The 26,353-nt window shown below is 71.8% G+C and carries 25 protein-coding genes and 1 riboswitch; of the genes, 14 read left to right on the plus strand and 11 right to left on the minus strand.

The window, feature by feature from the left end:
* Positions 1 to 197: 197 nt before the first annotated feature.
* The 4 genes from ABH928_RS03440 (at position 198) to ABH928_RS03455 (ending at position 3,837) form a co-directional block, all read left to right on the plus strand.
* The gene (locus ABH928_RS03440; protein WP_370061905.1) at positions 198 to 1,655 is read left to right on the plus strand and encodes an MFS transporter; all 1,458 of its coding nucleotides are present in this window, start codon (positions 198 to 200) and stop codon (positions 1,653 to 1,655) included.
* A gap of 27 nt (positions 1,656 to 1,682) precedes the next feature.
* Positions 1,683 to 2,210, plus strand: a complete 528-nt coding sequence (locus ABH928_RS03445; RefSeq protein ID WP_370061745.1) for a hypothetical protein — start codon at positions 1,683 to 1,685, stop codon at positions 2,208 to 2,210.
* Positions 2,180 to 2,923, plus strand: a complete 744-nt coding sequence (locus ABH928_RS03450; protein ID WP_370061747.1) for a futalosine hydrolase — start codon at positions 2,180 to 2,182, stop codon at positions 2,921 to 2,923. The genes ABH928_RS03445 and ABH928_RS03450 overlap by 31 nt, the downstream gene beginning before the upstream one ends.
* Positions 2,924 to 2,985: 62 nt before the next feature.
* Positions 2,986 to 3,837, plus strand: a complete 852-nt coding sequence (locus ABH928_RS03455; RefSeq protein WP_370061907.1) for a 1,4-dihydroxy-6-naphthoate synthase — start codon at positions 2,986 to 2,988, stop codon at positions 3,835 to 3,837.
* 97 nt (positions 3,838 to 3,934) lie between these two features.
* Here the strand turns inward: ABH928_RS03455 and ABH928_RS03460 are convergent, their stop codons facing one another.
* A complete protein-coding gene (locus ABH928_RS03460; RefSeq protein WP_370061749.1) occupies positions 3,935 to 4,318 on the minus strand; it encodes a cold-shock protein in 384 nt (127 codons plus the stop codon).
* Positions 4,319 to 4,677: 359 nt separating this feature from the next.
* Here ABH928_RS03460 and ABH928_RS03465 point away from each other — a divergent pair, with 359 nt between their 5' ends.
* The gene (locus ABH928_RS03465) at positions 4,678 to 4,914 is read left to right on the plus strand and encodes a hypothetical protein (protein WP_370061751.1); all 237 of its coding nucleotides are present in this window, start codon (positions 4,678 to 4,680) and stop codon (positions 4,912 to 4,914) included.
* Between the two features lie 18 nt (positions 4,915 to 4,932).
* On the opposite strand, the gene ABH928_RS03470 is transcribed toward ABH928_RS03465, so the two are convergent.
* Positions 4,933 to 5,544, minus strand: a complete 612-nt coding sequence (locus ABH928_RS03470; protein ID WP_370061753.1) for an HAD family hydrolase — start codon at positions 5,542 to 5,544, stop codon at positions 4,933 to 4,935.
* A gap of 111 nt (positions 5,545 to 5,655) precedes the next feature.
* On the opposite strand from ABH928_RS03470, the gene ABH928_RS03475 reads away from it, so the two are divergent.
* Together ABH928_RS03475 and ABH928_RS03480 are read left to right on the plus strand one after the other, a co-directional pair.
* The gene (locus tag ABH928_RS03475) at positions 5,656 to 6,732 is read left to right on the plus strand and encodes an ABC transporter substrate-binding protein (RefSeq protein WP_370061755.1); all 1,077 of its coding nucleotides are present in this window, start codon (positions 5,656 to 5,658) and stop codon (positions 6,730 to 6,732) included.
* A 101-nt stretch (positions 6,733 to 6,833) separates the two neighbouring features.
* Positions 6,834 to 7,703 (plus strand): class I SAM-dependent methyltransferase, encoded by an 870-nt coding sequence (locus tag ABH928_RS03480; RefSeq protein WP_370061757.1) that lies wholly within the window; start codon positions 6,834 to 6,836, stop codon positions 7,701 to 7,703.
* A gap of 62 nt (positions 7,704 to 7,765) precedes the next feature.
* Here the strand turns inward: ABH928_RS03480 and ABH928_RS03485 are convergent, their stop codons facing one another.
* Positions 7,766 to 8,860 (minus strand): hypothetical protein, encoded by a 1,095-nt coding sequence (locus tag ABH928_RS03485; protein ID WP_370061759.1) that lies wholly within the window; start codon positions 8,858 to 8,860, stop codon positions 7,766 to 7,768.
* A gap of 244 nt (positions 8,861 to 9,104) precedes the next feature.
* Between ABH928_RS03485 and ABH928_RS03490 the strand changes: the two genes are divergently transcribed.
* Complete coding sequence (locus tag ABH928_RS03490) at positions 9,105 to 11,576, plus strand: helicase-associated domain-containing protein (protein WP_370061761.1); 2,472 nt, start codon at positions 9,105 to 9,107, stop codon at positions 11,574 to 11,576.
* Positions 11,577 to 11,726: 150 nt separating this feature from the next.
* A complete protein-coding gene (locus ABH928_RS03495; RefSeq protein WP_370061763.1) occupies positions 11,727 to 13,370 on the plus strand; it encodes a DNA repair helicase XPB in 1,644 nt (547 codons plus the stop codon).
* Positions 13,371 to 13,398: 28 nt separating this feature from the next.
* On the opposite strand, the gene ABH928_RS03500 is transcribed toward ABH928_RS03495, so the two are convergent.
* Entirely contained in the window at positions 13,399 to 13,593 is a 195-nt protein-coding gene (locus ABH928_RS03500; RefSeq protein ID WP_370061765.1) for a hypothetical protein, read from the minus strand.
* Between the two features lie 425 nt (positions 13,594 to 14,018).
* Between ABH928_RS03500 and ABH928_RS03505 the strand changes: the two genes are divergently transcribed.
* A complete protein-coding gene (locus ABH928_RS03505) occupies positions 14,019 to 16,172 on the plus strand; it encodes an AAA family ATPase (protein WP_370061767.1) in 2,154 nt (717 codons plus the stop codon).
* A gap of 65 nt (positions 16,173 to 16,237) precedes the next feature.
* Here the strand turns inward: ABH928_RS03505 and ABH928_RS03510 are convergent, their stop codons facing one another.
* Positions 16,238 to 16,942: a copper homeostasis protein CutC gene (locus tag ABH928_RS03510; protein WP_370061769.1), complete on the minus strand. Its 705-nt coding sequence runs from the start codon at positions 16,940 to 16,942 to the stop codon at positions 16,238 to 16,240.
* A gap of 197 nt (positions 16,943 to 17,139) precedes the next feature.
* On the opposite strand from ABH928_RS03510, the gene ABH928_RS03515 reads away from it, so the two are divergent.
* Complete coding sequence (locus ABH928_RS03515; protein ID WP_370061771.1) at positions 17,140 to 17,910, plus strand: hypothetical protein; 771 nt, start codon at positions 17,140 to 17,142, stop codon at positions 17,908 to 17,910.
* Between the two features lie 19 nt (positions 17,911 to 17,929).
* A complete protein-coding gene (locus ABH928_RS03520; protein WP_370061773.1) occupies positions 17,930 to 18,391 on the plus strand; it encodes a YcxB family protein in 462 nt (153 codons plus the stop codon).
* Positions 18,392 to 18,410: 19 nt separating this feature from the next.
* On the opposite strand, the gene ABH928_RS03525 is transcribed toward ABH928_RS03520, so the two are convergent.
* From ABH928_RS03525 to thrC, 6 genes are all read right to left on the minus strand, one after another.
* Positions 18,411 to 18,680, minus strand: a complete 270-nt coding sequence (locus ABH928_RS03525; RefSeq protein ID WP_370061775.1) for a DUF4031 domain-containing protein — start codon at positions 18,678 to 18,680, stop codon at positions 18,411 to 18,413.
* A complete protein-coding gene (locus ABH928_RS03530) occupies positions 18,677 to 19,033 on the minus strand; it encodes a hypothetical protein (protein WP_370061909.1) in 357 nt (118 codons plus the stop codon). Before ABH928_RS03530 ends, ABH928_RS03525 begins: the two co-directional genes overlap by 4 nt.
* 269 nt (positions 19,034 to 19,302) lie before the next feature.
* Positions 19,303 to 20,925, minus strand: a complete 1,623-nt coding sequence (gene groL / locus ABH928_RS03535; protein ID WP_370061777.1) for a chaperonin GroEL — start codon at positions 20,923 to 20,925, stop codon at positions 19,303 to 19,305.
* 344 nt (positions 20,926 to 21,269) lie between these two features.
* A complete protein-coding gene (locus ABH928_RS03540) occupies positions 21,270 to 21,473 on the minus strand; it encodes a cold-shock protein (RefSeq protein WP_370061779.1) in 204 nt (67 codons plus the stop codon).
* A gap of 396 nt (positions 21,474 to 21,869) precedes the next feature.
* The gene (locus ABH928_RS03545; RefSeq protein ID WP_370061781.1) at positions 21,870 to 22,148 is read right to left on the minus strand and encodes a MoaD/ThiS family protein; all 279 of its coding nucleotides are present in this window, start codon (positions 22,146 to 22,148) and stop codon (positions 21,870 to 21,872) included.
* Positions 22,145 to 23,419: a threonine synthase gene (gene thrC / locus ABH928_RS03550; RefSeq protein WP_370061783.1), complete on the minus strand. Its 1,275-nt coding sequence runs from the start codon at positions 23,417 to 23,419 to the stop codon at positions 22,145 to 22,147. The genes ABH928_RS03545 and thrC overlap by 4 nt, the downstream gene beginning before the upstream one ends.
* 20 nt (positions 23,420 to 23,439) lie before the next feature.
* A riboswitch (SAM riboswitch) is annotated at positions 23,440 to 23,588 on the minus strand.
* Between the two features lie 229 nt (positions 23,589 to 23,817).
* Between thrC and ABH928_RS03555 the strand changes: the two genes are divergently transcribed.
* Complete coding sequence (locus ABH928_RS03555) at positions 23,818 to 24,840, plus strand: glucosyl-3-phosphoglycerate synthase (protein ID WP_370061785.1); 1,023 nt, start codon at positions 23,818 to 23,820, stop codon at positions 24,838 to 24,840.
* Between the two features lies 1 nt (position 24,841).
* A complete protein-coding gene (locus tag ABH928_RS03560; protein WP_370061787.1) occupies positions 24,842 to 26,335 on the plus strand; it encodes a trehalose-6-phosphate synthase in 1,494 nt (497 codons plus the stop codon).
* Positions 26,336 to 26,353 lie beyond the last annotated feature (18 nt).

A 26,353-nucleotide genomic window follows, 5' to 3' on the forward strand; every position in this document is an offset into this window, starting at 1 on the left:
CGCACCGCTTCACCACCACCGGCTCAGCAGCACGTGGGCAGAACTACGGAACTGCCGTGGTGCGCGATCTCGGTCGGTCGTTCAGACGGTAGAAGTCTCCGGACACCTATTCTGCTGGACGCGATGCCCTGCTGTCCCCCTCAGGGCAGGAACCCGCCGGAGCAAAGTCCGCCGAGCTGCCACAAATGTCGGGCACCATGGGATTTGTGGCCGATGTGGTGACAGGTAGGACTCGGCGCGCGGTGGCTTCCGTGCACCGGTTCACGTCGGCTGCCGCGCTGCGCACCGGCGACTTCACGAAGGCGACCGGACACCGGATCCGCCGCGCGACATCCGCCGAGGGCGCGGGCGAGTCGGGCCTGGCGAAACTGATCGAACTGCACGCGGTGAACTCCGCCGGCGACATGATGATCACCGTCGCGCTGGCGTCCACCATCTTCTTCTCCGTGCCGACGCACGAGGCACGCGGCCGGGTCGCCCTCTACCTGCTGATCACCATGGCGCCCTTCGTCCTGCTCGCCCCGGTGATCGGGCCGATGCTGGACCGGATCCCGAGCGGACGGCGCGCCGCGATGGCGGTCAGTCTGTTGGTCCGTGCCGCGCTGGCGTGGATGATGGCGGGCGCCATCGCCGGCGCGAGCCTGCAGATCTACCCGCTGGCGCTGGGCGTACTCGTCTCCTCCAAGGCCTACGGGGTGATCCGCAGCGTCGTCGTGCCACGGCTGCGACCACCGCAGCTGCCGCTGGTGAAGGCCAACTCACGGGTCTCCCTGGCCGGGCTGCTGGCCACCGGTCTGGCCGGAGGCGTGGGCGGACTGCTGCACCTGATCGGTCCTGACTGGCCGTTGCGCGCAGCGTTCATCGTCTACATCGTCGGCGCCGGACTCGCCTTCTCCCTCCCGCACCAGGTGGACCTGGACAAGGGGGAGGAGCGCGCCTTCCTCCACGCCCACGAACCGACGGCCGAGCCGGACGGGGCGGACGGGGCGGACGGGGTCACGGACGCGGGGGCTGAGAAGACCGACGAGGACAAGGCGCCGAAGGGGAAGGAGAAGATCGGGCTGCGCTCGGTCGGACCCGGCGTCGTGCTCGCGCTCGGCGCGGAGGGGACACTGCGCTGCCTCTTCGGCTTTCTCACCTTCTTCCTCGCCTTCCTGGTCCGCGAGCACCCGCTCGCCGGGCTGCCGGCGACGGTCTCCCTCGGCCTGGTAGCCGCCGCGCTGGGCATCGGCAACACCCTCGGCACGGTGATGGGCGCGTGGCTGCGCACCCGCCGCCCTGAGACGATCGTCACGTTGATGCTCGGTCTGGCTCTGGCCGCCTCGCTCGCCGGCGCGGTCTTCTACGGGGCGCTGACGGTCGTGGTGCTCGCCTTCGTCTCCGGGCTCGCCCAGTGCCTGGGCAAGGTGGGCCTGGACGCGCTGATCCAGCGCGACGTCCCGGAGGCCGTCCGGACCTCGGCATTCGCCCGGTCGGAGACGCTGATGCAGCTCACCTGGGTGCTCGGCGGCGGGCTGGGGATCGTGCTCCCGCTGGTCGGCGAGGTCGGCATGGTGACCGCCTCGGTGATGGTGGGCGTCGCCTTCGTCTGGGCGCTGCGAGCCCGGGCGACCCTGGGCCCGCAAAACGCGAGCCCCGCCCCCGACGTGGCGTGATCCCCGAGGGACGGTAGCCTCAGCACCATGAGTCTTAACCGCGGTGTCGCCGCCCTTGGAGCTGTCGCCGTCGTCGGCGTCGCGACGCTCGGCATCACGATTCCTCTCGCCCACAGCTACGGCAAGCCGGTGCCGAACGTCGCCGTCGTCGCCGGCCCGCACTGGACCCAGGTCCAGCCGCTCAAGGGCTGCTACTACGGTGGCAACGCGATGACCACCGCGCAGCAGACCGCCTGCTCCGCCGCGGTGACCAAGTCGGTGCAGAACAACGACATGGCGACCGCGATCGTCCCGTCGCAGAACGGCACCTTCGGCATCAACGTCGACCAGCCGGTCACCGACCACGGGTGGAACGCCGGCTCGACGACCGAGCTGGTCCCGCAGACCACCAACGCCTACGCCGGCCCGCTGTCGATCGCCTCGGTGCTGACCACCCAGGACCCGCAGACCGGCCAGACCACCGTCAACAAGTCCGGCCCGCTCATCGTCAAGGAGCAGGACAAGAACGGCAAGATCTACGGCGTGTGGCTGCTGCAGCTGAAGGTCGCGAACTGACCGCGTTCCGCGTTCTCGTCGTCACCGCCGTCGCTCCCGAAGCGGCGGCGGTGTTGCGTGGTGTCCAGCAGGCCTTCGGGCATGCCGGACCGGCCGAGCGGACGCTGCCCGGCGGCTACGCGCTGACCGCGTGCGGCCCGGTGGACGTCGTGGTCGCGGGTGTCGGCCCGGCTGCCGCAGCGGCAGCGACGGCAACCGCGCTGGCAGTCAGTCCCTCCCGCTACGGCCTCGCCGTCTCGGCGGGCATCGCGGGCGGATTCGCGCCTGCCGCACCGGTGGGCTCCGTGGTCGTCGCGGACGCCATCGTCGCCGCCGACCTGGGGGCGCAGACCCCGGACGGCTTCGCCGACGTGACCGAGCTCGGCTTCGGCCGGGTCCGGCACGCCACGCGACACGCCGACCCCGTCGCCGCGTCGCTGCGCGGGCACGGCCTGCCGACCGCGCAGGGGCCGGTGCTCACCGTCTCCACCGTCACCGGCAGCGCCGAGCGCGCCGCCGAGCTGGCGCGGCGTCACCCTGGCGCCGTCGCCGAGGCGATGGAGGGTTTCGGGCTGGCCGAGGCCGCCGCCGGGCACGACGTCCCGGTGCTGGAGCTGCGCACGGTCTCCAACACCGTCGGGCCGCGCGACCGCTCCGCCTGGCGCATCGGCGAGGCGCTGGACGCCCTGGCGGGTGCATTCGCCAACCTGCCGTGGGCGACACTGGTCCCGTGACTTCTCCTGACGCCGACACCGCCGCCGATACCGCCGCTGCCACCGCCGCTGACGCCGACTCCGTGCTGACGATCGCGTTCTCGCCCTGCCCGAACGACACCTTCGTCTTCCACGCCTGGGCCCACGGCCTGGTCGAGGGCGCGGTGCCGCCCGAGGTCACCTTCGCCGACATCGACATCACCAACGGCCTCGCCGAGCGCGGCGAGCTGGATGTGCTGAAGATCTCCTACGCGGCGCTGCCGTGGGTCCTCGACGACTACGTCCTGCTCCCGTGCGGCGGCGCGCTGGGCCGTGGCTGCGGCCCGCTGGTCCTCACCGCCGCCGACGCGCCCGCCGACCCGGCGGCGCTGCGCGGCAGGACCGTCGCCGTCCCGAGCGAGCGTTCCACGGCCTATTTGCTGTTCCGCCTCTGGGCGGCGGAGGCCGTCCCGGGCGGGCTGGGCGAGGTCGTGGTGATGCCGTTCCACGAGATCATGCCCGCGGTCCGCGACGGCAGGGTCGACGCCGGTCTCGTCATTCACGAGGCCCGCTTCACGTACCAGAACTACGGCCTGCGCTGCCTGGCCGACATGGGCGAGGCGTGGGAGTCCTCGACGGGCCTCCCGATCCCGCTGGGCGCGATCATCGCGAAGCGCTCGCTCGGCGAGACCCGCCTGCGCGAGCTGGCGACGGCGATCCGCACCAGCGTCGAGCAGGCCTGGGCCGAGCCGGAAGCGTCCCGCGACTACGTCCTGGCCCACGCCCAGGAGATGGACCCCGCGGTCGCCGACCAGCACATCGGGCTGTACGTGAACGAGTTCACGGCCGAGCTGGGCGATGCGGGGTACGCAGCGGTCCACGGCCTGCTCGGCCGCGCGGCCGAGCAGGGCCTGGTGCCCGCGGTGTCGGAGGAGAAGTTGCGCTTTCCCGCGTGAGCGGCTGACCGTCGCTCACGCAGGCCGTTGCACTATCCAGGGGCGCGGGGCTCTGAATCCTGAACAGTGCAACGTCCCTGTCGCCCGTGACTGGGGGTCAGACGTCGAGCTGATCAGCGATGTGGTGCAGCAACGTCGCGACGCGCTTCCCCACCGGCTTGTCCGGGTAGCGGCCGTTCTGGAGGCCCGGGAGGATCTTCTCCAGGACCGTGGTGAGGTCCTGGACCATCGCCGCGAGCTCGTCCGGCTTCTTCCGCGACGCCGCGGCCAAGCTCGGGGCGTCGTCCAGCAGAGTCACCGTCAGCGCCTGGTCTCCCCGGTGGCCGGCGACCACGCCGAACTCGACCCGCTGGCCCGGCTTGAGCGTGTCCACCCCGACAGGCAACGCCTTGGAGTGCACGAAGACGTCGCCGCCGTCGTCACGGGAGAGGAAGCCGAAGCCCTTCTCTGAGTTGAACCACTTCACTTTGCCCGTAGGCATGGGGAGACCTCGTCGGTGGTGAGTCGGAGTGAGTCGTACAGGGGGCGCGGCGTCCCTCGGAACGGACCGCCGCTGGTGCTGCGAGCGAAAGCGAACTAGCGCCGCGCCATTGTTCCAGGTCGATGGCGAAATGATCGACCTGATTGCTCCGCCGGAGGCACCTGCGACCGGACCGGTCCGCGGCGTACCCGCACGACTGTCATGGCGCACCTCCTCCTGCGATCGGCTGCTCCCGGGCCTCCACCGCGCGCGTACGCGCAGTCCCGTGCGTGACGTGCATACCCCCGGTGGGCACACCGCTAACCCGCTCCGTCCGACGTGCCGGACGGCATACTCCGCCGACCCGTTAGCGTTGACGTGTGAACACTGACTCCGCCCGTTCCGACGCCAGGCCCGGCGACGCCCTGGTCCGCATCGGAGCGATCCTCTTCGCGCTCGGCGCGGTCGCCACCATCGCGACCGTGACCCCGCTCTTCCTCGGGCTGCACCGACTGCCGACCCCGGCCTACTTCGTGTCCATGGTGATGCCGCTCGGCTTCGCCGTCGCCCTCGGCGGACTGTTCCGCTCCGCCCGCTCTCAGCGCCGCGCGGGCTGAACGCGCGCAGCGTTCGGTTCAGGCCCGCAGGTGCGCCTGCAGCCAGGCGGGGAACCCGGTCAGGTCCGGCAGGACCACGTCCGCTCCGGCCGCCCGGAGCGCCGCCGCGTCGTACGGGCCAGTGGTGACGCCGACGGCGACCGCCTCCGCCTGTCGCGCGCCCTCGATGTCGCCGAGGTGGTCGCCGACGTAGACGCTCGCCCCTTCGGCGCGCAGCGCCCCCGCCTTGGCCGAGGCGAAGACGTCGCCGTGCAGCGCGTCGACCTCGATGCCGAGCGCGTCCAGGTTGAGCCGGGCGTTCGGCGTGTGCTTGCCGGTCACCACGAGCGTCCTTCCGCCCGCCGCGCGGACGGCGGCCAGCGACTCGATCGCGCCGGGCAGCGGGGTGACGCCCTTGACGCCGTGCTCGGCGTAGAGCTGCCGGTAGCGGTCGGCGCGCGCCTTGATCTCGTCGGCGGGGAACCAGTGGGCCATCTCGATCTCGACCGGCGGCCCGAGCCGGGAGACGACCACCGCGCTGTCGATCCGGGTGCCGGTCTCCTCGGCGAGCATCTCCCAGGCGCGGGCGATCCCGGGCCGGGTGTCGAGCAGCGTCATGTCGAGGTCGAATCCCACCGTCAGCGTCGTCATGCCCTCACCCTATGCGGGCGGTCCGTGGGGAATACTTTCTTCTGACGGTTGGACAAAAGCCACAATCTGGTCAGCCGCACGTCGGTCGGCCGTGCGCTCCCGGGAGGTCGGATGCCGCGCGCCCACTCGCGCCGAGCCGTGCTCGGGGCGCTGACGGCCGCCCTCGGCACGGCGGCCGTCTCCGCCCTGACCAGCTGCACCACCGCAGGCGGCGCGTCGGCCGCCGCGCAGTCCCCGCCGGAACCCCTCGCCGGTGCGGGCAACGGGACGGGCCAGGGCGGCACCGCGGCCCAGGTCGCGGCGACCGCGACGCCCTCGCCCTCCCCCTCCCCGGAGCGGACCGTGGCGGCGGCGACGGGACCGGTCGCGGTGCCGCAGACACCCGGCCGGGTGGTCGTCCTCGGCGCGGCCGAGCTCGACTCCGCGCTGACGCTCGGCCTCACGCCGGTCGGCGCCGCCCGCGCGATGCTGGACAGCGGGCTTCCCGACTACTTCCCGGTGGGCTGGCTCGACCCGGTCACCGACGTCGGCCCGATCGGCGCGCCGGACCTGACCGCCGTCGCCCGCCTGCGACCGGACCTGATCCTCGGCAACCGGACCGACGACGACAGCCACTACACCGATCTCGCCGCGATCGCGCCGACCGTGCTGACCGCGACCACCGGTGCGAGCTGGAAGCAGGACTTCCAACTCCACGCCCAGGCACTGAACCGGCAGAGCTTCGCCGACGCGGTCACCGGCGCGTACCAGGACCACGTCCGACAGTTCGTCAGCGTGCTGGGCGGCTCGGACCAGACGAAGAAGCAGAAGATCGGCCTGCTGCGCTTCGTCGAGGACACGGACCCGCAGGCCTACGCGGCGCAGAACTTCCTGGGCGCACTGCTCGCCGAGGCCCAGCTCGGACGTCCGGCGGCGGAGAACGCGGCTGCACCCGACGTCGCCGTCCCCACTCCCGCGGACCTGCACATCGCCGACGGCACGGCGCTCTTCTGGTCCACCTACGGCGATCCGGCGAAGGCACAGACGCAGACGTTCACCAGCAGCAGTCAGTGGCAGCAGTTGGGCGCGGTGAAGGGTCACCGCGCGTTCGAGGTCGACGACGAGCTCTGGTTCGTCGGGATCGGCTACTTCGCCGCCAACCTGATCCTGGCTCAACTCCAGCGCCTCCTCGGCTTCCCCGGCGCGTGACGGACTGTCAGCACACCGGGTGACCTGCTGGTTACCGAAGGTGTCGCGCAGATGTCTTGTGATGCACCTCACTCCGGAACACCATGGCTCCTATGCCGACGATGCCGACGACCCCAGAGCAGGAGAAGACGCGTGTCGCGGCGGCCAGGAAAGCCTTCATCGCGGAGGGCTTCGACCTGGTCGCGGACACCTACGACGAAGTCAACGGCGGGTTCTTCCGGGCCACCGCCGCCCGACTGGTCCAGCACGCGGGCCTGCGACCGGGCGACCGGGTGCTGGACCTCGGCTGCGGCCGGGGCGCGGTCCTCTTCGCCGCAGCGCAGGCCGTCGGTCCCGACGGCTACGCGGCCGGGCTCGACCTCTCCCCCGGAATGGTGCAGGCGACCGGAGCGGAGATCGCCTCGCGCGCCCTGCGCAACGTCGTCGTCCGGGTGGGCGACGCGGAGGATCCCGGCTACCCGGCGGCCTCCTTCGAGGCGGTCCTGGCAGGGCTGATGCTCTTCATCACCCCCGACCCGGAGGCCGCGCTGAGCGCAGCGCACCACATCCTCACGCCGGGCGGCCGGTTCGCGACCAGCAGCTTCGGCACGACCGACCCGCGCTGGTCCCGCCCGCTGGACGCCGCGCTGTCCTTCCTCGACGAGCCGCTGCCACCCTCGTCCCCACGCCAGGGCGCGCGCGGCGGCCATCCGGCGTTCGACTCCGTCGAGTCGATCGGGAAGCTCTTCGAGTCGTGCGGCTTCACCGAGGTCCGGACGGTCACCGAGACGACGTCGGAGGTGCTGCCGAGTGGGGACGCGTGGTGGCGTTCACTCTGGAGCACGGGCCGCAGGGCCTGGCTCTCCCGTATCCCGGCCGACCGCCTGCCCGCAGCGAAGGCCGCTGCGCTGGCGGAGCTGGAAGCGCTCCGCGAAGGCGGCGAGCTCCGGCGCGAGAGCGAGCTCCGGTACACGGTGGCGACGCGGGCGTAATGCGGGCGTGATGCGGCGGGGAAGTTGCACTAGCTGGGGCGTGGGCCCTGCCGCAAAGTGACTCACCGTCGGTAGATCCGCCACCCCAGGAACGCCGCCGACAATGCCGCCCCACCCCGGAGCCACGTCGCGAACGCGGCGTGGCTCGCCGCGGTGACCTGGGCCGAGGTCAGCGCCGCGTGGCCCGTCGAGCCCGTGCGGGAGTAGAGCCAGAAGCCGCAGGCGGCCGCGCAGATGCCCGGGATCCAGAGCGCAGCGACCCTCCCCGTCCGGTGGCCGAACCGGCGGCCGGCGTAGGCGAAGAGCCAGCCCAGCAGCGCCAGGTACCACAGCCCGGTGACCGTCGCGGCGACCAGCACCAGCGTGGCCAGCGACTCCACGAACGGCAGCGGAACTCGCGGAACTACCTCGCTTGAACCGGCGGGCGCCTGCGGGCCGGAGAGGACGCGGCGCAGCCACGCGCGCTTCTCGGGCGCTGCGTCGGGTGTGGCCTCTGCCTCCTCGTCCTCGGCCGCGTCCTCCGTCTCCGCGGGCTGGACCTTGGGGAGGCCGGTGACCGGGTCCATCACGTCCGAGTGCTGGTCGCGGAAGAACTCCTCGAGGAGGCCGCCCGCCCAGCCGGGCGGGCTGTCGATCGCTCGTGCCCCGCCACGCCTGGCCGAGGCCCCGCGCCACCACTCGTCCGCGGCGTAGACGGAGTCGCCCTGCGCGTCACCGAACGCATCAGCACCGGCGTCCGCGCCTCCCGCTGGTCGGGCCACGCGCTCCGAAACCGGCGGAGCGGCCTGGACCGGGACGGACGGGCCCGCCGGAACGGAGGGACCGGCCGGAACCGACGACCCGGAGGAGCCCGACAGTCCCGACAACCCCGGTAGCCCACGGCGGCGTCCGCCAGACGCGCCGGGCTCCGGGAGGGAGCCGCCGGCCGCACGGCGGACCACCTCGTCGGGAGCGCCCAGACCGGAGAGGATCTTGCGGACCGAGTTCACCTCCGCGCGGGTCGAGCCCGACGACGACGCCGCCTTCTGCGTGTCGATGGTCTGGCGCAGGGAGTTGACCAACCGGGCGCGGTCCGCTGCGGTCAGCGCAGCGGACTGGGCCAGGTCACCGACCCGGCTCAGATAGTCGTAGACGAGCTGCTCGCTCTCGATCCCCATGCTGCCCCTGCCCTCCCCGCAGCCCGTCGGCCTGCCGGTCTGCTCGGCGGTCAGCTTAGGACAGGCCCTCCGTGCCAGGTGCGGTTGTCACACCCGTACCCGTGGATCCTCACCGGTACTCCCCAGCTCATCTGCGTCACCACGCGCACGCTGACCTTGACGGGACGCCGCCGGGGCACCGCCGGACGCCCCGGACGCCGCCGGACCCGGACCGGGTGGAGACCGAGCGGGTAGCCTGGGTCGGATGAGCACCGGGAGTACCGACGGATCCAGGGCCGCCGCTCGATCCGCCGCCGACACCACCGCCGCCGACGGCGCGAGCTCCGCGCCGCGGACCCTCGCGGAGGACCTGCGCGGCCGGGACGACGACGCGCTCGCCGCGCTGCTGCGCTCCCGGCCCGACCTGGTCCACCCCGTGCCCGCCGACGTCACCCAGTTGGCGACCCGCAGCTCCACCCGGGCCAGCGTGGTCCGCGCGCTGGAGCGGCTGGACCTCTTCACGCTCCAGGTGGCCGAGGCGCTCGCCGTCGCGAGCGACCCCTGTGCGCCCGCCGAACTCAGCGCCCTGCTCGGCGTCGCCGACGAACCGGCGACTGCCGCCGCCCTCGCGCCCGCGCTGGCGACGCTGCGCGAAGCGGCCCTGCTCTGGGGCACGGACGACCGCCTGCGGCTCATCCGCACGGCCCGCGACGTGCTCGCGCCCGCGGCCGGACAGACCGGTCCGACCGGGCTCGGGCCGACCTTCGCGGAGGCAGGTGCCGGCCTCTCGCCCGGGCGCCTGCAGGAGATCCTCGCCGACGCCGGACTGCCGAGCACCCACGACCAGGTGAGCGCGCTCGCCTCGCTGAGTGCCCTCTTCCGGGACCACACGCGGGCGGACGCGCTGCTCGCGCAGGCACCGGAGGGCGCGCGCGGCGTGCTCAACAAGCTCGTGTGGGGTCCCCCCTTCGGTGCCACGCCGCCGCGTACGGTGCGTGCCGCCGACGCACGCACGCCAGTGGAGTGGCTGCAGGCACGCGGCTTCCTGCTGCCCGCCGGACGCGACGCGGTGGTGCTGCCCCGCGAGGTGGCCCTGCATCTGCGCGGCGGGCTGGTGCACCGTCAACTGGAGCCGACCGCACCCGAGGTGACGGTCGCGCGCAGCCTCGACTCGGACCAGGCGGACCGGGCCGCTGCCGCCCAGGCGTTCACGGCCGTCCGCACGGTCGAGGAGGCGCTGGACCTGTGGAGCACCGACCCCCCGCCGGTGCTGCGCGCGGGCGGGCTCGGCGTCCGCGAACTTCGGCGTACCGCGCAGCAGTTGGACCTGCCCGAGCAGCTGACCGCCTTCTGGCTGGAACTCGCCTACGGCGCGGGCCTGCTGGCCCCGGACGGCGAGGCGGACGAGCGCTGGGCGCCGACCCCCGCCTACGACGAGTGGCTGCGCCGTCCGGTCGCGGAACGCTGGCTGCTGCTGGCCCGCACCTGGCTGACCGCCACCCGCATCGCCGCGCTCGTCGGCAGCCGCGACGCGAAGGACAAGGTGCTGCCCGCCCTCGGCGGCGGCCTCGACCGGGCGTTGGCCCCCGAGGTCCGCCGCGACACGCTGATCCTGCTCGCGACGCTGCCTCCGGGCGGTGCCGGCGACGTGGCCGCCCTGACGGACCGTCTGCGCTGGCAGCACCCGCTGCGCGGCGGCGAGCTGCGCGACCGCCTGGTCGCCTGGACGGTCGACGAGGCAGAACTCCTCGGCCTGACCGGACGCGGCGCGCTGGCGCGCTTCGCCGTTCCGCTGCTGGACGGTGCCGAGGCAGCGGTCGAGCGGGGACTGGACGTGCTGCTGCCGGAGCCACTCGATCGGGTGATCCTCCAGCCCGACCTCACCGCGATCGCGCCCGGCCCGCTCAAGACGCCGCTGGCGCAGACGCTGGCCGTCGCAGCCGACGTCGAGTCCAAGGGCGGCGCGACCGTCTACCGCTTCACGCCCGAGTCGGTGCGCCGCGCCCTCGACGCGGGCCGCAGCGCGGCCGAGCTGCACACCTTCCTCGCCGAGCACTCCAGCACGCCGGTGCCGCAGCCGCTCAGCTACCTGGTCGACGACGTCGCCCGCCGCCACGGCCGCCTCCGGGTCGGCGCCGCGTCGGCGTATCTGCGCTGCGACGACGACGCGCTGCTGGCCGAACTGCTGGCCGACCGCCGCGCAGCGCAGCTGCGGCTGCGCCGCCTGGCCCCGACCGTCCTGGCCGCCCAGGCGGATCCGGCTGCGGTGCTGACCCAGCTGCGCGCCATGGGCTACGCCCCGGCGGCCGAGTCCGCCGAGGGCGACGTCCTGATCACCCGTCCCGACGCCCGGCGAACACCACCGCGCACTCCCCCGGCCCCGGTCCCGGACGGCCCGCCGCCGGTCACCCCGGCACTGGTCTCGGTCGCCCTCAAGGCCATCCGCGCGGGCGACCGCGCCGCCACCGTCCCGCACCGCGCCGTGACTCCCGGCGGCCCGCTCCCGCGCACACCCGCCGCGGAGACGCTGGCGACCCTCCAGACGGCCGTCCTGACCGGCGACCCGGTGTGGATCGGCTACGTCAACGCGGACGGCGCGGCCAGCCAACGCGTCATCGAACCGGTCCGCGTCGAGGGCGGCATCGTCACCGCCTTCGACCAGGCCGACGAGGAGATGCACACCTTCCGCCTCCACCGCATCACCGGCGTCGCGGAGTTGGAGTCGGAGCAGGCGTAGGACCGCGGTGCACAGGGCCCGAACGACATCGACCTCACCGCCGTCGACGAGCTGTGGCGCTGTAACCGCAGTCACGTCGCTTTCCGCTCCGGGCCGCGATGCGGGACACTTGGGGTTTGCCCACCGTCCGGTACCGGAGGAGAGACGTACGTGAACGACGGCTCAGGTCCCCTCATCGTCCAGTCCGACAAGACGCTCCTGCTGGAGACCGGTCACGACGCCGCGGACGAGTGCCGCCGTGCGATCGCGCCGTTCGCGGAGCTGGAGCGCGCGCCCGAGCACGTGCACACCTATCGGGTGACCCCGCTGGGCCTGTGGAACGCGCGCGCTGCCGGGCACGACGCCGAGCAGGTCGTGGACGCCCTGGTCCGCTTCTCGCGCTACCCGGTGCCGCACGCGCTGCTGGTCGACATCGCGGACACCATGGACCGCTACGGACGCCTCCAGCTGAGCAAGCACCCCGTGCACGGTCTGGTGCTGACCACGACCGACCGTCCGGTGCTCGAAGAGGTGCTGCGGTCCAAGAAGGTCGCCCCGCTGGTCGGCCAGCGCCTGGACCCCGACACGGTGGCCGTGCACCCCTCCGAGCGCGGCCAGATCAAGCAGGTGCTGCTCAAGCTCGGCTGGCCCGCCGAGGACTTCGCCGGCTACGTGGACGGCGAGGCGCACCCGATCGAGCTCGCCCAGGACGGCTGGAAGCTGCGTCCCTACCAGGAGCAGGCCGCCGACGGTTTCTGGCACGGCGGCTCCGGCGTCGTCGTGCTGCCCTGTGGCGCGGGCAAGACGCTGGTGGGCGCGGCGGCGATGGCCAAGGCCAAGGCGACCACGCTGATCCTGGTCACCAACACCGTCTCGGCCCGCCAGTGGAAGCACGAGCTGGTCAAGCGGACCACCCTCACCGAGGACGAGATCGGCGAGTACAGCGGCGCCCGCAAGGAGATCCGGCCGGTCACCATCGCCACCTACCAGGTGATGACGACCAAACGGAAGGGCGTCTACCCGCATCTGGAGCTGTTCGACTCGCGGGACTGGGGCCTGATCATCTACGACGAGGTGCACCTGCTGCCCGCACCCGTCTTCAAGTTCACCGCGGACCTGCAGGCCCGCCGCCGGATCGGCCTCACCGCGACGCTGGTGCGGGAGGACGGGCGCGAGGGCGACGTCTTCTCACTCATCGGCCCCAAGCGCTTCGACGCTCCGTGGAAGGAGATCGAGGCGCAGGGCTACATCGCCCCCGCGGACTGCTGCGAGGTGCGGGTCACCCTCACCGACTCGGAGCGGCTCTCCTACGCGACGGCCGAGCCGGAGGAGCGCTACCGGTTCTGTGCCACTACGGCGACCAAGCGGCGGGTCACCCAGGCGCTCGTCGAGAAGCACCGAGGAAAGCCGACGCTGGTCATCGGCCAGTACATCGACCAGCTGGACGAGCTGGGCGAGGCGCTGGACGCGCCGGTGATCAAGGGCGAGACGACGAACGCACAGCGCGAGAAGCTGTTCGACGCCTTCCGTGAGGGCGAGATCAGTGTGCTGGTGGTGTCCAAGGTCGCCAACTTCTCCATCGACCTGCCCGAGGCGACGGTGGCGATCCAGGTCTCCGGAACCTTCGGCTCCCGCCAGGAGGAGGCCCAGCGGCTCGGCCGCGTGCTGCGTCCCAAGGCGGACGGGCACATGGCGCACTTCTACTCGGTCGTGGCCCGGGACACCATCGACCAGGACTTCGCCGCGCACCGGCAGCGGTTCCTGGCCGAACAGGGCTACTCCTACCGGATCGTGGACGCGGACGACGTGCTGTAGCTCTGGTCGCTGGTCGGTCGGGCGGTCTTCAGGAGGAGTCGTCCGGGATGCCGTCACGGCCCAGCAGGACGATGGAGATGGCCGTGGTGGCGACGATGCCGACACCGCGGGCGCAGGCCGCGATCGGGTTGCGCGGCTTGCGCTCCGCCTTGGTGGCACCACGGGCAACGACGGGACGGTCGGGACGGACGCGGGGACGGGAGTCGACGTGTGCGGTAGCCATGTCTCCACGCTAGGTTTTCGTCCCCTCGAAGTCGTCAGCCCACGGAGCGAAACGGATCGTCCCCAGAGCTCCTCCGCAGGACGTACGCGGACTCGTCCGTTCGTCAGGGTTACCCCTGATCTCGGCTGAATCTCGGCTGAATCTCCGTCGACTCCGCTGATCTCGGCCGATCTCCGGTGATCTCTGACCTCGCTCGCCGATCTCGCTCACGGATGTCGCTCACGGATGTCGCTCACGCCGGAAAATGATTCGCCCGCCACCCTTCGTCGGGTATATGGTTTCCGGTCTGCCGCCTCCCAAGTCGCGAACCTGGGGAGGCGCCGCCCGGACGGTAACCGGGCGGCTCTCAAATCTCCCATCGCAGACTTTTTGAGACCGCTGCGCGCCGGCCACCCCCGGTGTCCCGCAGCCGGGAAGGCTTCTTCGTGCCTGCGCACAGCCCCGACTCCCCTGTTTCCACCGACCCCGCCGCCGTCGATTCGGGCAACCCGCTCGACCGCGAACGCGCCCACCTCGCCTACTCCCGGTCCGCGCTGCGGGCCATGCGCGAGGACGTCGAGGCGCTCGACATCAGCGACGTCACCGGGAACTGGGTCAACGCCGCTATCCTGGCGCGCGAGATCGACGACCGGATCAAGGCCCTGGCCGACCTCGCGGACACCCCGCTCTTCTTCGGCCGTCTCAACTTCCTGCACGCTCCGGGCGCGAACCTCGCCGAAGGCAGTGAGAGCGAACAGTTCTACATCGGCCGCCGCCACGTGCACGACGCCGACGGCGACCCGATGGTCATCGACTGGCGCGCGCCCGTCTCCCAGGCCTTCTACCGAGCCAGCAAGAAGGACCCGCACGACGTCGCGCTGCGCCGCCGCTTCGGCTACACCGGCGGCGAGTTGACCGCCTACGAGGACGAGCACCTCAGCGACCCGAAGGAGACGACCGGCCCCAGCGCGCTGCTCGCGGCGGAGATCGAGCGCCCGCGCGTCGGTCCGATGCGCGACATCGTCGCAACCATCCAGCCGGAGCAGGACGAGATCGTCCGCGCCGACGTCCACGGCACCGTTTGCGTCCAGGGGGCGCCCGGCACCGGAAAGACGGCGGTCGGCCTGCACCGTGTCGCCTACCTGCTCTACGCCCACCGCGAGCGGCTGGCCCGGACCGGCACCCTGGTCATCGGCCCGAACCGGTCCTTCCTCCAGTACATCGAGCAGGTCCTGCCCGCCCTGGGCGAGTTGGACGTCGCCCAGGCGACCGTCGAGGAGCTGGTCTCCCACGTCCCGCTCCGGGGCGTGGACACGCCGGAGGCGGCGCGTCTCAAGGGCGACGCGCGGATGGCCGAGGTGCTGCGGCGCGCGGTGCGGTCCGGCATCACCATGCCGACCGAGGGCTGCGTGGTGGCCCGCGGCTCCCGACGCTGGCGCGTCGCCTCCTACGAACTCGAGGACATCGTCCGCGAACTGATGGACCGTGACATCCGTTACGGCGCAGCCCAGGCAGCGCTTCCGCAACGGATCGCGCACGCCGTCCTGGTCAAGATGGAGAACGGCGGCGAGGCCCCCGACGACCGGGTGCAGGACGCGGTGGCCCGCAACGCCGCCGTCAAGGCGACCGCGAAGGCCCTCTGGCCGCCGGTGGACCCGGCAAAGCTGGTGCTGCGCCTGCTCGGCGACGCGGAGTTCCTGGCGCAGTGCGCGGACGGCGTCCTGACCGGGGACGAACAGGCGGCCGTGGTCTGGGACAAGCCCGGCCGAAGCGTGAAGACCGCGCCGTGGACGGCCGCCGACTCCGTCCTGGTCGACGAGGCCCGCGACCTGGTGGAGCGGACCTCCTCGCTCGGGCACGTCGTGCTGGACGAGGCGCAGGACCTCTCCCCGATGCAGTACCGCGCGGTCGGCCGCCGCTGCACCACGGGCTCGGCGACGGTCCTCGGCGACATCGCCCAGGGCACGACGCCCTGGTCCACGGACACCTGGGCGACCGCCCTGCATCACCTGGGCAAGCCCGGTTCCCGGGTCGAGGAGCTCACCATGGGCTTCCGCGTCCCGGGCGAGGTGATCGACTACGCGTCGCGCCTGCTGCCCTCGATCGCCCCCGACCTGGCGCCGGCCTCCTCGATCCGCGAGAACGCGGGAGCACTGACGATCCGTCACATCGACGGTACGTCCGCACCGGAGGACACGCAGGCACTCGACACCGCCTCCGCCCTGGCCCCCGCGACGCCCCCGGCACTGACCGACGCCGTGGTGACGGCGTGCCTCACCGCGCTGGAGAACGAGGGCTCGACCGGCCTGATCGCCGCGGACGCACGCATCCCGGCGCTGGGCGCGGCGCTGACGGCGGCCGGCCTGCCGTACCTGGAGCCCGGCACGGAGACGTCCGCGGCGGCGCGGCTCACGCTGGTGCCTGCTTCGCTGGCCAAGGGCCTGGAGTACGACTACGTGGTCCTCGACGAACCCGCCGCGATCGTCGACGGCGAGGCCGACCTCCGCACGGGCCTGCGGCGGCTGTACGTCTGCCTCACCCGCGCCGTCTCCGGCCTGGACGTCCTCCACGCCCGGCCGTTGCCGGAGGCGCTGGTCTAGCCGGTGAGCAGACGGGGGTGCACTTCCCAGGGGCGCGGGGCGCCCCCCGGGTAGTGCACCCCCCGTTACGCCGCCAGGACGTCCGCGTCCAGGAGGCGGCGCCACTGTTGGACGCGGCCGGTGTCGAGCGGGCTGTCCCAGCCCGCGACGCGGACCATGCCGCCGACGTGGAACCCGTCGATGCCGAGCGCGCGCAGGCGCCCGACGTGCTCGCTGCGGAGGCCGCCGCCGACGAGGATCCTCGGCGCGTAACCGGGCTCGCCCGCGCGGGTGATCTCCTCACCGAGAACGTTCAGCCCGGAGGACACACCCTCCGGGGAGCCCGCCGTGAGGACCGTGTCCAGGCCAGGGAGGCCGTCGATCGCGGCGCGGACCGCGTCGCGGGACACCGCGTTGTCCAGCGCGCGGTGGAAGGTCCAGCGGCAGCCGGGGATCGCGTCGAGCACGGTCCGCACCGCGGCGAGGTCGACCGCGCCCTCCGCGGTCAGGAAGCCCAGGACGAACTCCTCCGCGCCCTCCGCACGCAGCGCCTGCGCCCGCGCGCAGAGCGCGTCGAGGTCGCGGACACGGAAGCCCGCGCCGTCACGGAGCATGACGCGAAGCGGGACGTGCACCGCCGCCCGGATACGGGCGAACTCCGCGATGTCCGGCGTCAGCCCGTCAGCCGCCATGTCCGAGGCCAGCTCCAGCCGGTCCGCACCCCCCGCGGCAGCCGCGACGGCGTCCTCCGCGGTGGTCGCGATGACCTCGAAGATCGCCCGATCACTCATGTGCAGCCTCTCTGCTCCGCTCTCGACGCGCGACCGTCGCGGACGGCCGTGCGACCACCGTGCAACCGCCGTACGGGCACGGCCAAGCATCCCAACAGGTCTAGTCCAATACACCCTAGATCCTCGCAGGCACCCGACGCATCCCTCATCCGGCCGCACCCCAGCGGATCAGGGGCTGTCGGGACCACAATGGCTGTATGCCAGAGCCGTCGCATGCCAACCCCCACCCCGCCGCCCGACGTTCCGGTCCGCAACCGGGACCACGGGGCCAGGCGGCGCAGCCGGGCACGCCGCCGGGCGGGCAGCAGAGCGCCGCGCACCCGGACCAGGCGCTCGCCGACGCCCTGCTGGCCCGCTGGACCGCGCTCTTCGCCGCCCCCGAGGCGGAGCCGTACGGCGAGCAGCTGCTGCGCCGCTGGTCGGAGCCGCAGCGCCGGTACCACACGGTGCGCCACCTGGCCGCGACGCTCTCCGTGATCGACCGGCTCGCCGGGCACGCGGAGGACGCCGACCTGGTCCGCGCGGCCGCCTGGTTCCACGACGCGATCTACGCCCCGGACCGCAGCGAGAACGAGGAGCGCAGCGCGCGCCTCGCCGAGCGCGTTCTGCCCGAGCTGGGTGTCTCCGACGAGGCCGTCACCGAGGTCGCCCGCCTGGTGCGGCTGACCGCCGCCCACGACCCCGCCCCCGGCGACCACAACGGCGAGGTCCTCTGCGACGCCGACCTCGCGGTGCTGGGCTCCCCGCCGCAGATCTACGCGGGCTATGCGGCCGCGGTGCGGGCGGAGTACGCGTTCGTGCCGGACGAGGACTTCCGCAACGGCCGCGCGGACGTGCTGGAACGGCTGCTGGCACTGCCCTCGCTCTACCGGACCCAGCTCGCCCGCTCCGCCTACGCGGAGCGGGCTGCCATGAACATGCGTACCGAGCTTGCACGTCTGCGCGATAGGGTGCCGCCCGTCACTTGAGTCGATCCGGGTGGGGCACATGGACATAGAGGCCGACTTCGCCTATGCGCGCGGCGAGCTGCGCAGCCGCTGGCTGCGGACCCGCGCGTGGATCAACCTCCTGTGGCTGCTCTGCGGACTCGCCGGGCTGGTCATCGCCCTCGCCTCGCACCCCGCGTCCGTGTCGCACCTGGCGCTTCTTGCGATCTCAGTCATGCTGCTCTCGGTGCACGGCCAGATCGTCGGCCACAAGCTCCGCTCGCTCACCACCAGCAACGAGATGTCCCTGCGCTTCACCGATGCCGGGCTGAGCTGGCGCAACCAGTTCGTCTCGCACCAGATCCGCTGGCCGGCGGTGCGCCGGGTCCGGCGTACGGGCGGCTGGCTGGTCTTCGAGGGCACCCGCAGCGTCGGCGACGTCGCCTTCCCGGCACGTGCGCTGAGCGAGGTCCAGATCGAGGAGCTGATCCAGTGGCTGACAGCCCAGAAGCTCATGCGCTGAGCTCGCTGACGCGCTGACCTCAGGCGCGCGGCGCGCGCCGCTTCGGGCGGCGCAGGCCCGCACCGGTCAGCCGGGCCACGATCTCCCGGCTCCGCACCGGCACGGCGCCGAGGCCGAGCGCGGCCTCGTAGAGGCGCTCGGGGACGTCGTAGTGGTCCCCGTCGAAGCCCCGCTCCGGCACGCCGAGCCGCCGGGCAAAGGCGTGCAGCTCGTCGAAGGACCGGTCCGACACCAGGTGCGACCAGAGCCGCCCGTGGCCGGGCCAGGTCGGGGGGTCGATCAGGATCACGGGGTGAGCTCTCCGACCGGCGCGACCACCACGCCCTCCTTGCCGCAGACCCAGTGCGGGTCCGGACCGAGCTCGGGCTCGACGGAGAGCGCGTGCGGATCCCCCTCGGCCGCGCACACCTGGCAGAGCGGCCAGCGCCCCCACCCCTCCAGCAGCCTGTCCTGAACGTCCTGGGCGACCAGGCCCAACACGTAGTCCACCCCGTCCGGCCACTGCTCCACCCACCAGCGCCGCTGCGCGATCGCATCCTCCAGCAGCGAGACGACTGCGGCGTCGGCGACGTCCCGTGCGCTCAGATCCCGCAGCAGGGCGCTGCGCGCGGCGTGCAGGGAGGTTTCCAGGGCGTTCTCCATCACTCCAGTGTCTCCTTTCCTCGCGACGGGACGTTGCACCTATCCAGGGGCGCGGGGAACTGCGCGACAAGCCACCCGTGCAGGTAGAGCCCCGACCTCACAGGGCCATCCGTATATCAGTGGTTTCTCGCGTAGTTCCCCGCGCCCCTGGACAGTGCAACGTCCCCATCTGCAAAAGACGTCCCCATCTGCAAAAAGTCGGAAGGCGACCCACCCCCGTGAGGGGTGAGCCGCCTTCCGTGGGGCTCAGAACATCCGATCCGTCAGGATCAGAAGTCCATGTCACCGCCCGGCATGCCGCCGCCGGCCGGGGCCGCGGCCTTCTCCGGCTTGTCGGCGATGACGGCCTCGGTGGTGAGGAAGAGCGCGGCGATGGACGCCGCGTTCTGCAGCGCGGAGCGCGTCACCTTCGCCGGGTCAATGATGCCCTCGGCGATCAGGTCGACGTACTCGTTGGTGGCGGCGTTCAGGCCGTGACCGGCGGGGAGGTTGCGCACCTTCTCCACCACGACACCGCCCTCGAGGCCGGCGTTGGTCGCGATCTGCTTGATCGGGGCCTCGAGCGCGACGCGCACGATGTTGGCACCGGTCGCCTCGTCGCCGTCCAGCTCGAGCTTGTCGAACGCGACACCGGCCTGGAGCAGGGCCACGCCACCACCGGCGACGATGCCCTCCTCGACCGCGGCCTTGGCGTTGCGGACGGCGTCCTCGATGCGGTGCTTGCGCTCCTTGAGCTCGACCTCGGTGGCCGCGCCCGCCTTGATGACGGCGACGCCACCGGCCAGCTTGGCCAGGCGCTCCTGCAGCTTCTCGCGGTCGTAGTCCGAGTCGCTGTTCTCGATCTCGGCGCGGATCTGGGCCACGCGGCCCGCGACCTGGTCGCTCTCGCCGGCGCCGTCCACGATGGTGGTCTCGTCCTTGGTGACGACGACCTTGCGGGCGCGGCCGAGCAGCTCGAGACCGGCGGACTCCAGCTTGAGGCCGACCTCCTCGGAGATGACCTGGCCACCGGTGAGGATGGCGATGTCGCCGAGCATGGCCTTGCGACGGTCACCGAAGCCCGGGGCCTTGACGGCGACGGACTTGAAGGTGCCGCGGATCTTGTTGACGACCAGGGTGGAGAGCGCCTCGCCCTCGACGTCCTCGGCGATGATCAGCAGCGGCTTGCCGGACTGCATGACCTTCTCGAGGAGCGGGAGCAGGTCCTTGATCGAACCGATCTTGGAGTTGGCGATGAGGATGTAGGGGTCCTCGAAGACCGTCTCCATGCGCTCCAGATCGGTGGCGAAGTACGCCGAGATGAAGCCCTTGTCGAAGCGCATACCCTCAGTGAGCTCGAGCTCCAGACCGAAGGTCTGGGACTCCTCGACGGTGATGACGCCTTCCTTGCCGACCTTGTCCATGGCCTCGGCGATCAGCTCGCCGATCTGGGTGTCGGCGGCGGAGATGGAGGCGGTGGAGGCGATCTGCTCCTTGGTCTCCACGTCCTTGGCCTGCTCGAGCAGCTGGGCGGAGACGGCCTCGACGGCCTTCTCGATGCCGCGCTTCAGAGCCATCGGGTTGGCGCCGGCGGCGACGTTGCGCAGACCCTCGCGGACGAGAGCCTGGGCCAGCACGGTGGCGGTGGTGGTGCCGTCACCCGCGACGTCGTCGGTCTTCTTGGCGACCTCCTTGACGAGCTCGGCGCCGATCTTCTCGTACGGGTCCTCGAGCTCGATCTCCTTGGCGATCGAGACACCGTCGTTGGTGATCGTGGGAGCGCCCCACTTCTTCTCCAGAACGACGTTGCGGCCCTTGGGGCCGAGCGTGACCTTGACGGCGTCGGCGAGCTGGTTCATACCGCGCTCGAGGCCGCGACGGGCCTCCTCGTCGAACGCAATGATCTTGGCCATGGAAGCGGTCCTCCTGGACAGACTGGCTGCTTCGGACCGCGCCTGCGCCCGCGACGGACGGCTCCGGCCTTCGGCGGTTCCGTCCCGCCTCGCCCGGGGCCTCACCGACCCGGCCCGTTGTCACTCTCTACCTCAGAGTGCTAACGCCAATGATTAGCACTCGACCCCTCCGAGTGCAAGCAGCCGGGGGGCTGCGGACACGGCCGCGGACACGTCGAAGGGCCCCTGTCCCATGGCGGGACAGGGGCCCTTCGGAAGACCTGCGTGGATGCATCGTTTCGTCTGGAACGAGCTCTGCGGGTCCTGATCAGTCAGCGATCGCTGCCGATGTCAGCAGGTGGCGGTCAGACGAGAACCTTGACCATGTCGGCCTGCGGGCCCTTCTGGCCCTGCGAGATCTCGAACTCCACCCGCTGGCCCTCTTCGAGCGACCGGTACCCGTCCATCTGGATCGCGCTGTAGTGGACGAACACGTCCGCACCACCGTCGACCGCGATGAAGCCGTATCCCTTCTCCGCGTTGAACCACTTGACGGTGCCCTGAGCCATTCCGAACTCCCCTATTACTGGCCCTTTCACGGTCCGCACACCGCGAACCGGGCCGGGTCCGAGACGCTGCGGGCTGCAGGCGCCGGGCTCGACCGACGCTGAATGTATCCACTCCGATGCCCTGAGCAACAGAGCATTCGACCGAGAATTCTGGGACCGCATTAAGAGACATAACGCGCAATGTCCGGCAAAGGGGAGCAATTCGGGCCGGACATACCAGGGCGCTTCCGACATATCGCCGGACGATAAAGAATCGGTCAACCGTCTCGCAGGACGGGACAAGCGCGGTACAGGAGCACTCTACTCCTCTTAAACCGCTGGAAATGACAGAGCCGGAGCCACCCCGGTGCGAGGTGCTCCGACTCGTCGGTACGACTGAGGCGATCCCGTCGGCTCTCAGCAGCCGCCGGCGACCGCGGGGATGATCGAGACGCCCGCGCCGTCCGGCGTGGCCGTCTCCAGGCCCTCGGCGAAGCGCACGTCGTCCTCGTTGACGTAGACGTTGACGAAGCGGCGCAGCTTGCCGCTGTCGTCCAGGAGGCGGGCGGAGATGCCCGTGTGGTTGGCCTCCAGATCCTTGATCACCTCGGCCAGGGTGGAGCCCTCGACCGTCACCTCGGCCTTGCCGTCGGTGTAGGTGCGCAGGATGGTGGGGATGCGGACGGTGACGCTCATGCGAGGCCTGCCTCTCGGAACGAGTCAAGGGTGGGGCGGATGACGGCGGTCGGGCGGGCGGCGTCCGCCACGGCCTCCAGGGTCTTCAGGCCGTCGCCGGTGTTGAGCACGACGGTCTCGGCGGCCGGGTCCAGCAGACCGTTCTCGATCAGCTTGCGCAGCACGCCGACGGTGACGCCACCCGCCGTCTCGGCGAAGATGCCCTCGGTGCGGGCCAGCAGCCGGATCGCGTCGACCACCTGCTCGTCGTTGACGTCCTCCACCGCACCACCGGTGCGGCGGACGATGTCGAGCACGTAGATGCCGTCGGCCGGGTTGCCGATGGCCAGCGACTTGGCGATGGTGTCCGGCTTCTGCGGGCGGACCACGTCGTGCCCGGCCTTGAAGGCCGCGGAGACCGGGGAGCAGCCCTCGGCCTGGGCGCCGAAGATCTTGTAGGGCTTGTCCTCGACCAGGCCGAGGGCGATCAGCTCCTTGAGGCCCTTGTCGATCTTCGTCAGCTGCGAACCGGACGCGATCGGGATGACCAGCTGGTCCGGGATCCGCCAGCCGAGCTGCTCGCAGATCTCGTAGGCCAGCGTCTTGGAGCCCTCGCCGTAGTACGGACGCAGGTTGACGTTGACGAAGCCCCAGCCCTCGCCGATCGGGTCGCCGATCAGCTCGGAGCAGAAGCGGTTCACATCGTCGTAGTTGCCGTTGATGCCGACGACGTCGCCGCCGTAGATCGCGGCCATGACGACCTTGCCCGCCTCCAGGTCGTGCGGGATGAAGACACAGGCACGCAGACCGGTGCGGGCGGCGGCGGCCGTCACGGCGCCGGCCAGGTTGCCGGTGGAGGAGCAGGAGAGCGTGGTGAAGCCGAAGGTGCGGGCGGCCTCGACGGCGATGGCCACGACCCGGTCCTTGAAGGAGTGGGTCGGGTTGCCGGAGTCGTCCTTGACGTACAGGGAGCCGGTGACGCCGAGCTCACGGGCCAGGTTGTTCGCCTTGACCAGCTTGGTCAGGCCCGGGTTCAGGCTCGGGCGCTCCGCGACGTCCGGGGAGACCGGCAGCAGCGGGGCGTAGCGCCAGATGTTGTTCGGGCCGTTCTCGATCTGCTTGCGCAGGCCCTCCGGGTCCCCGGCGGGAAGCTCGTAGGCGACCTCGAGCGGGCCGAAACACTCGGCGCAGGCGAAGTCGGGGGCGAGGGGGGTGCGTGCGCCGCACTCGCGACAGGAAAGGGCGACGGCGGGGCCGAAGGCGTCGGCGGCGATACTGCTGGAAAGGGCCATGATGGCGAGAACCTCTTCTCTCCTCATCTTCCCCGGGGCGCGTCTCGCCACGGGACGGAATTGGCACCTTCCCGACCGGGGGGCCGCAGCGCGCGTGGGCTGCGGCCAACCTGGCAGGGGGGTTGCCGGGACTTCAACGGGCCGTTCCCTCAGTCCCTCTGGATGAGCGCTATGGCGTCGCACGTCCGAGCGCGGCGCATTTGTCCGGAGGCGGACCCCAATGTGCGGTCGGCTCGCCTCGTCCTCAAGACTGTAACCGAAGGCCCACCCAGCGCTCAGTGCCGTCCGAGACGCGAGACGACCGCGGCGCCCGGAGCGGGCGGCGAAGAGTTCGGGAGAGCCTTGCGGTAACGAGTGTCCTCAGGAGTGCCCGAGGAGCGTCGAGGAGAGGGAGTCCCGTGCTGGACCAGGTCGAGGAATGGCTGCGCCGCCGTTCGTGGAGCGCGGCCGACCGGCCCCTGCCCGACCTGCTGGCCGCCAAGCGGCACAGCGGGGCGACGGTCAGCGTGGTGCTGCCCGCGCTCGACGAGGAGGAGACCGTCGGCGAGATCGTCACCGCGATCCGCCGGGACCTGGTCGAGGCGGTGCCGCTGGTCGACGAGCTGGTCGTGGTCGACTCCGGCTCGGTCGACCGGACCGCGCACGAGGCCGAGGCCGCGGGGGCGCGGGTGATCCATCGCGACGACATCCTGCCCCGGCTGCCCGCGGGCCCGGGCAAGGGCGAGGTGCTGTGGCGGTCGCTGCTGGTCACCGAGGGCGACATCGTCTGCTTCGTCGACTCGGACCTGCGCGCCTTCGACTCCACCTTCGTCTCCGGGATCATCGGCCCGCTGCTGACCGATCCGGAGGTCTCGCTGGTCAAGGCGATGTACGACCGGCCCTTCGACACCGAGGCCGGCTCCATACCCGCGGGCGGCGGCCGGGTCACCGAGCTCGTCGCCCGCCCGCTGCTCAACCTGCACTGGCCGCTGCTGGCCGGCTTCGTCCAGCCGCTCGGCGGCGAGTACGCGGCACGCCGCTCGCTGCTGGAGCAGCTCCCCTTCCCGACCGGCTACGGCGTCGAACTGGGCCTGCTCGTCGACGCGTTGGAGCTGGTCGGGCTGGACGCGCTGGGCCAGGTCGACGTCGGCGTGCGGCACCACCGGCACCAGGACGCGCAGGCCCTCGGCCGGATGGCGGCGACGATCTACCGCACGGCGCTGGACCGGCTCAAGGCGCCGGAGGAGCTGGTCGCGCCGTCCGGCTCGGACACCCCGCAGCTGGTCCAGTTCACCCGGACGCCGAACGGGTTCACGCCGAGCAGCACCGAGGTGACGCTGGTGGAAAGGCCCCCGGTCGCGAGCGTGCCGGAGTACCGCGAGCGCGCTGCGGCAGGCCGGTCCGCAGGTTTGCCCGCACCCGTCCTAGGCAAGGGTGACTGACATGGCTCCAACGACTACCCCCGGTTCCGGCTCCGCACATGGCTCCGCAGGCTCCGCCCCTCGACGCACCGCACCGATCGTCCTGGCCTCGAACCGCGGCCCGGTCTCGTTCTCGGTCGAGGACGACGGGACGCTGACCCCGCGCAGAGGCGGCGGCGGGCTGGTCTCCGGCCTGTCCGCGATCGGCACCGAGCAGGAGAGCGTCTGGGTCTGCGCGGCGCTGTCGGAGGGCGACCGGGCGGCAGCCCGGCAGGGCCTGACCGACCCCGACGTGCACATGCTGGACATAGACCCCGGCACCTTCACCCGGGCGTACAACGGCATCGCCAACTCGACCCTCTGGTTCGTCCACCACCTCCTCTACGACACGCCGACCAAGCCCGTCTTCGGCGCGAGCTTCCGCCGCGAGTGGGCCTCCTACGAGGCGTACAACCGCGCCTTTGCTGACGCGCTGGCGGCCTGCGCGGAGCCCGGTGCGGCGGTACTGGTCCAGGACTACCACCTGTCACTGACACCGCGGCTGCTGCGCGAGCTCCGTCCCGACGTGCGGATCGGCCACTTCTCGCACACGCCCTGGGCTCCGCCGGACTACTACCGGCTGCTGCCGGACGACGTCGGCGCCGACGTGCTGCGCGGCATCCTGGGCGCGGACCGGGCAGGCTTTCTGACGGAGCGTTGGGCGCGGTCCTTCGCGGCCTGCTGCGAGGCGGTGCTGGGCGCGGAGGTGGCGGATCTCCCGGCGGACTCCGACGGGCTGCTGGCCGTCACCCACGAGGGCCGGACCACCGTCCTCGGCGTGCACCCGCTGGGCGCGGACGCGGGCTTCCTCCGCGAGCGCGCCCACCGCTCCGACGTGGACGCCCGCTTGGCCACGCTGCGCGAGCAGGTCGGCGACCGTCGGACCGTCGTCCGGGTGGACCGCACCGAGCTGAGCAAGAACATCGTCCGCGGCCTGCTCGCCTACCAGCACCTGCTGCGCACCCGGCCGGAGTGGATCGACCGGGTCGTCCACATCGCCTTCGCCTACCCCTCCCGCCACGACCTGCCGGAGTACCGCGAGTACACGGCGGCGGTGCTGCGGACCGCGCAGGAGATCAACGACGAGTTCGGCACGCCGAGTTGGCAGCCGGTGATCCTGCACGTCAACGACGACTTCCCGCGTTCGCTGGCCGCCTACCGGCTGGCGGACGTCGCGTTGGTCAACCCGATCAGGGACGGCATGAACCTGGTCGCCAAGGAGATCCCGGTCGTCTCGGACCGGGGCGTGGCGCTGGTGCTCTCCCGCGAGGCCGGAGCCTTCGCGGAGCTGGGCGAGGACGCGATCACGGTCAACCCGTACGACGTCATCGCCACGGCGGACGCGCTCGCCGCGGCGCTGGTGATGCCGGAGGAGGAACGCGCCTCCCGCAGCAAGCGCCTGGCCGAGGCCGGCACGGCACTGCCGCCCACGGAATGGTTTCTGCAGCAGCTGCACGCCCTGACGGGCGGTCGTTAGCACCGTTATGGTCGTAGC

The organism is Streptacidiphilus sp. MAP5-3, assembly GCF_041262505.1.
Taxonomy (GTDB): Bacteria; Actinomycetota; Actinomycetes; order Streptomycetales; family Streptomycetaceae; genus Streptacidiphilus.

Bases quoted from the DNA above. Each gene is read 5' to 3' on its own strand.
- ABH928_RS03440 (WP_370061905.1), top strand. From the start codon at position 198: ATGGGATTTGTGGCCGATGTGGTGACAGGTAGGACTCGGCGCGCGGTG.
- ABH928_RS03445 (WP_370061745.1), top strand. From the start codon at position 1,683: ATGAGTCTTAACCGCGGTGTCGCCGCCCTTGGAGCTGTCGCCGTCGTC.
- ABH928_RS03460 (WP_370061749.1), bottom strand. From the start codon at position 4,318: ATGCCTACGGGCAAAGTGAAGTGGTTCAACTCAGAGAAGGGCTTCGGC.
- ABH928_RS03470 (WP_370061753.1), bottom strand. From the start codon at position 5,544: ATGACGACGCTGACGGTGGGATTCGACCTCGACATGACGCTGCTCGAC.
- ABH928_RS03475 (WP_370061755.1), top strand. From the start codon at position 5,656: ATGCCGCGCGCCCACTCGCGCCGAGCCGTGCTCGGGGCGCTGACGGCC.
- ABH928_RS03480 (WP_370061757.1), top strand. From the start codon at position 6,834: ATGCCGACGACCCCAGAGCAGGAGAAGACGCGTGTCGCGGCGGCCAGG.
- ABH928_RS03485 (WP_370061759.1), bottom strand. From the start codon at position 8,860: ATGGGGATCGAGAGCGAGCAGCTCGTCTACGACTATCTGAGCCGGGTC.
- ABH928_RS03490 (WP_370061761.1), top strand. From the start codon at position 9,105: ATGAGCACCGGGAGTACCGACGGATCCAGGGCCGCCGCTCGATCCGCC.
- ABH928_RS03500 (WP_370061765.1), bottom strand. From the start codon at position 13,593: ATGGCTACCGCACACGTCGACTCCCGTCCCCGCGTCCGTCCCGACCGT.
- ABH928_RS03510 (WP_370061769.1), bottom strand. From the start codon at position 16,942: ATGAGTGATCGGGCGATCTTCGAGGTCATCGCGACCACCGCGGAGGAC.
- ABH928_RS03515 (WP_370061771.1), top strand. From the start codon at position 17,140: ATGCCAGAGCCGTCGCATGCCAACCCCCACCCCGCCGCCCGACGTTCC.
- ABH928_RS03520 (WP_370061773.1), top strand. From the start codon at position 17,930: ATGGACATAGAGGCCGACTTCGCCTATGCGCGCGGCGAGCTGCGCAGC.
- ABH928_RS03530 (WP_370061909.1), bottom strand. From the start codon at position 19,033: ATGGAGAACGCCCTGGAAACCTCCCTGCACGCCGCGCGCAGCGCCCTG.
- groL (WP_370061777.1), bottom strand. From the start codon at position 20,925: ATGGCCAAGATCATTGCGTTCGACGAGGAGGCCCGTCGCGGCCTCGAG.
- ABH928_RS03540 (WP_370061779.1), bottom strand. From the start codon at position 21,473: ATGGCTCAGGGCACCGTCAAGTGGTTCAACGCGGAGAAGGGATACGGC.
- ABH928_RS03545 (WP_370061781.1), bottom strand. From the start codon at position 22,148: ATGAGCGTCACCGTCCGCATCCCCACCATCCTGCGCACCTACACCGAC.
- thrC (WP_370061783.1), bottom strand. From the start codon at position 23,419: ATGGCCCTTTCCAGCAGTATCGCCGCCGACGCCTTCGGCCCCGCCGTC.
- ABH928_RS03560 (WP_370061787.1), top strand. From the start codon at position 24,842: ATGGCTCCAACGACTACCCCCGGTTCCGGCTCCGCACATGGCTCCGCA.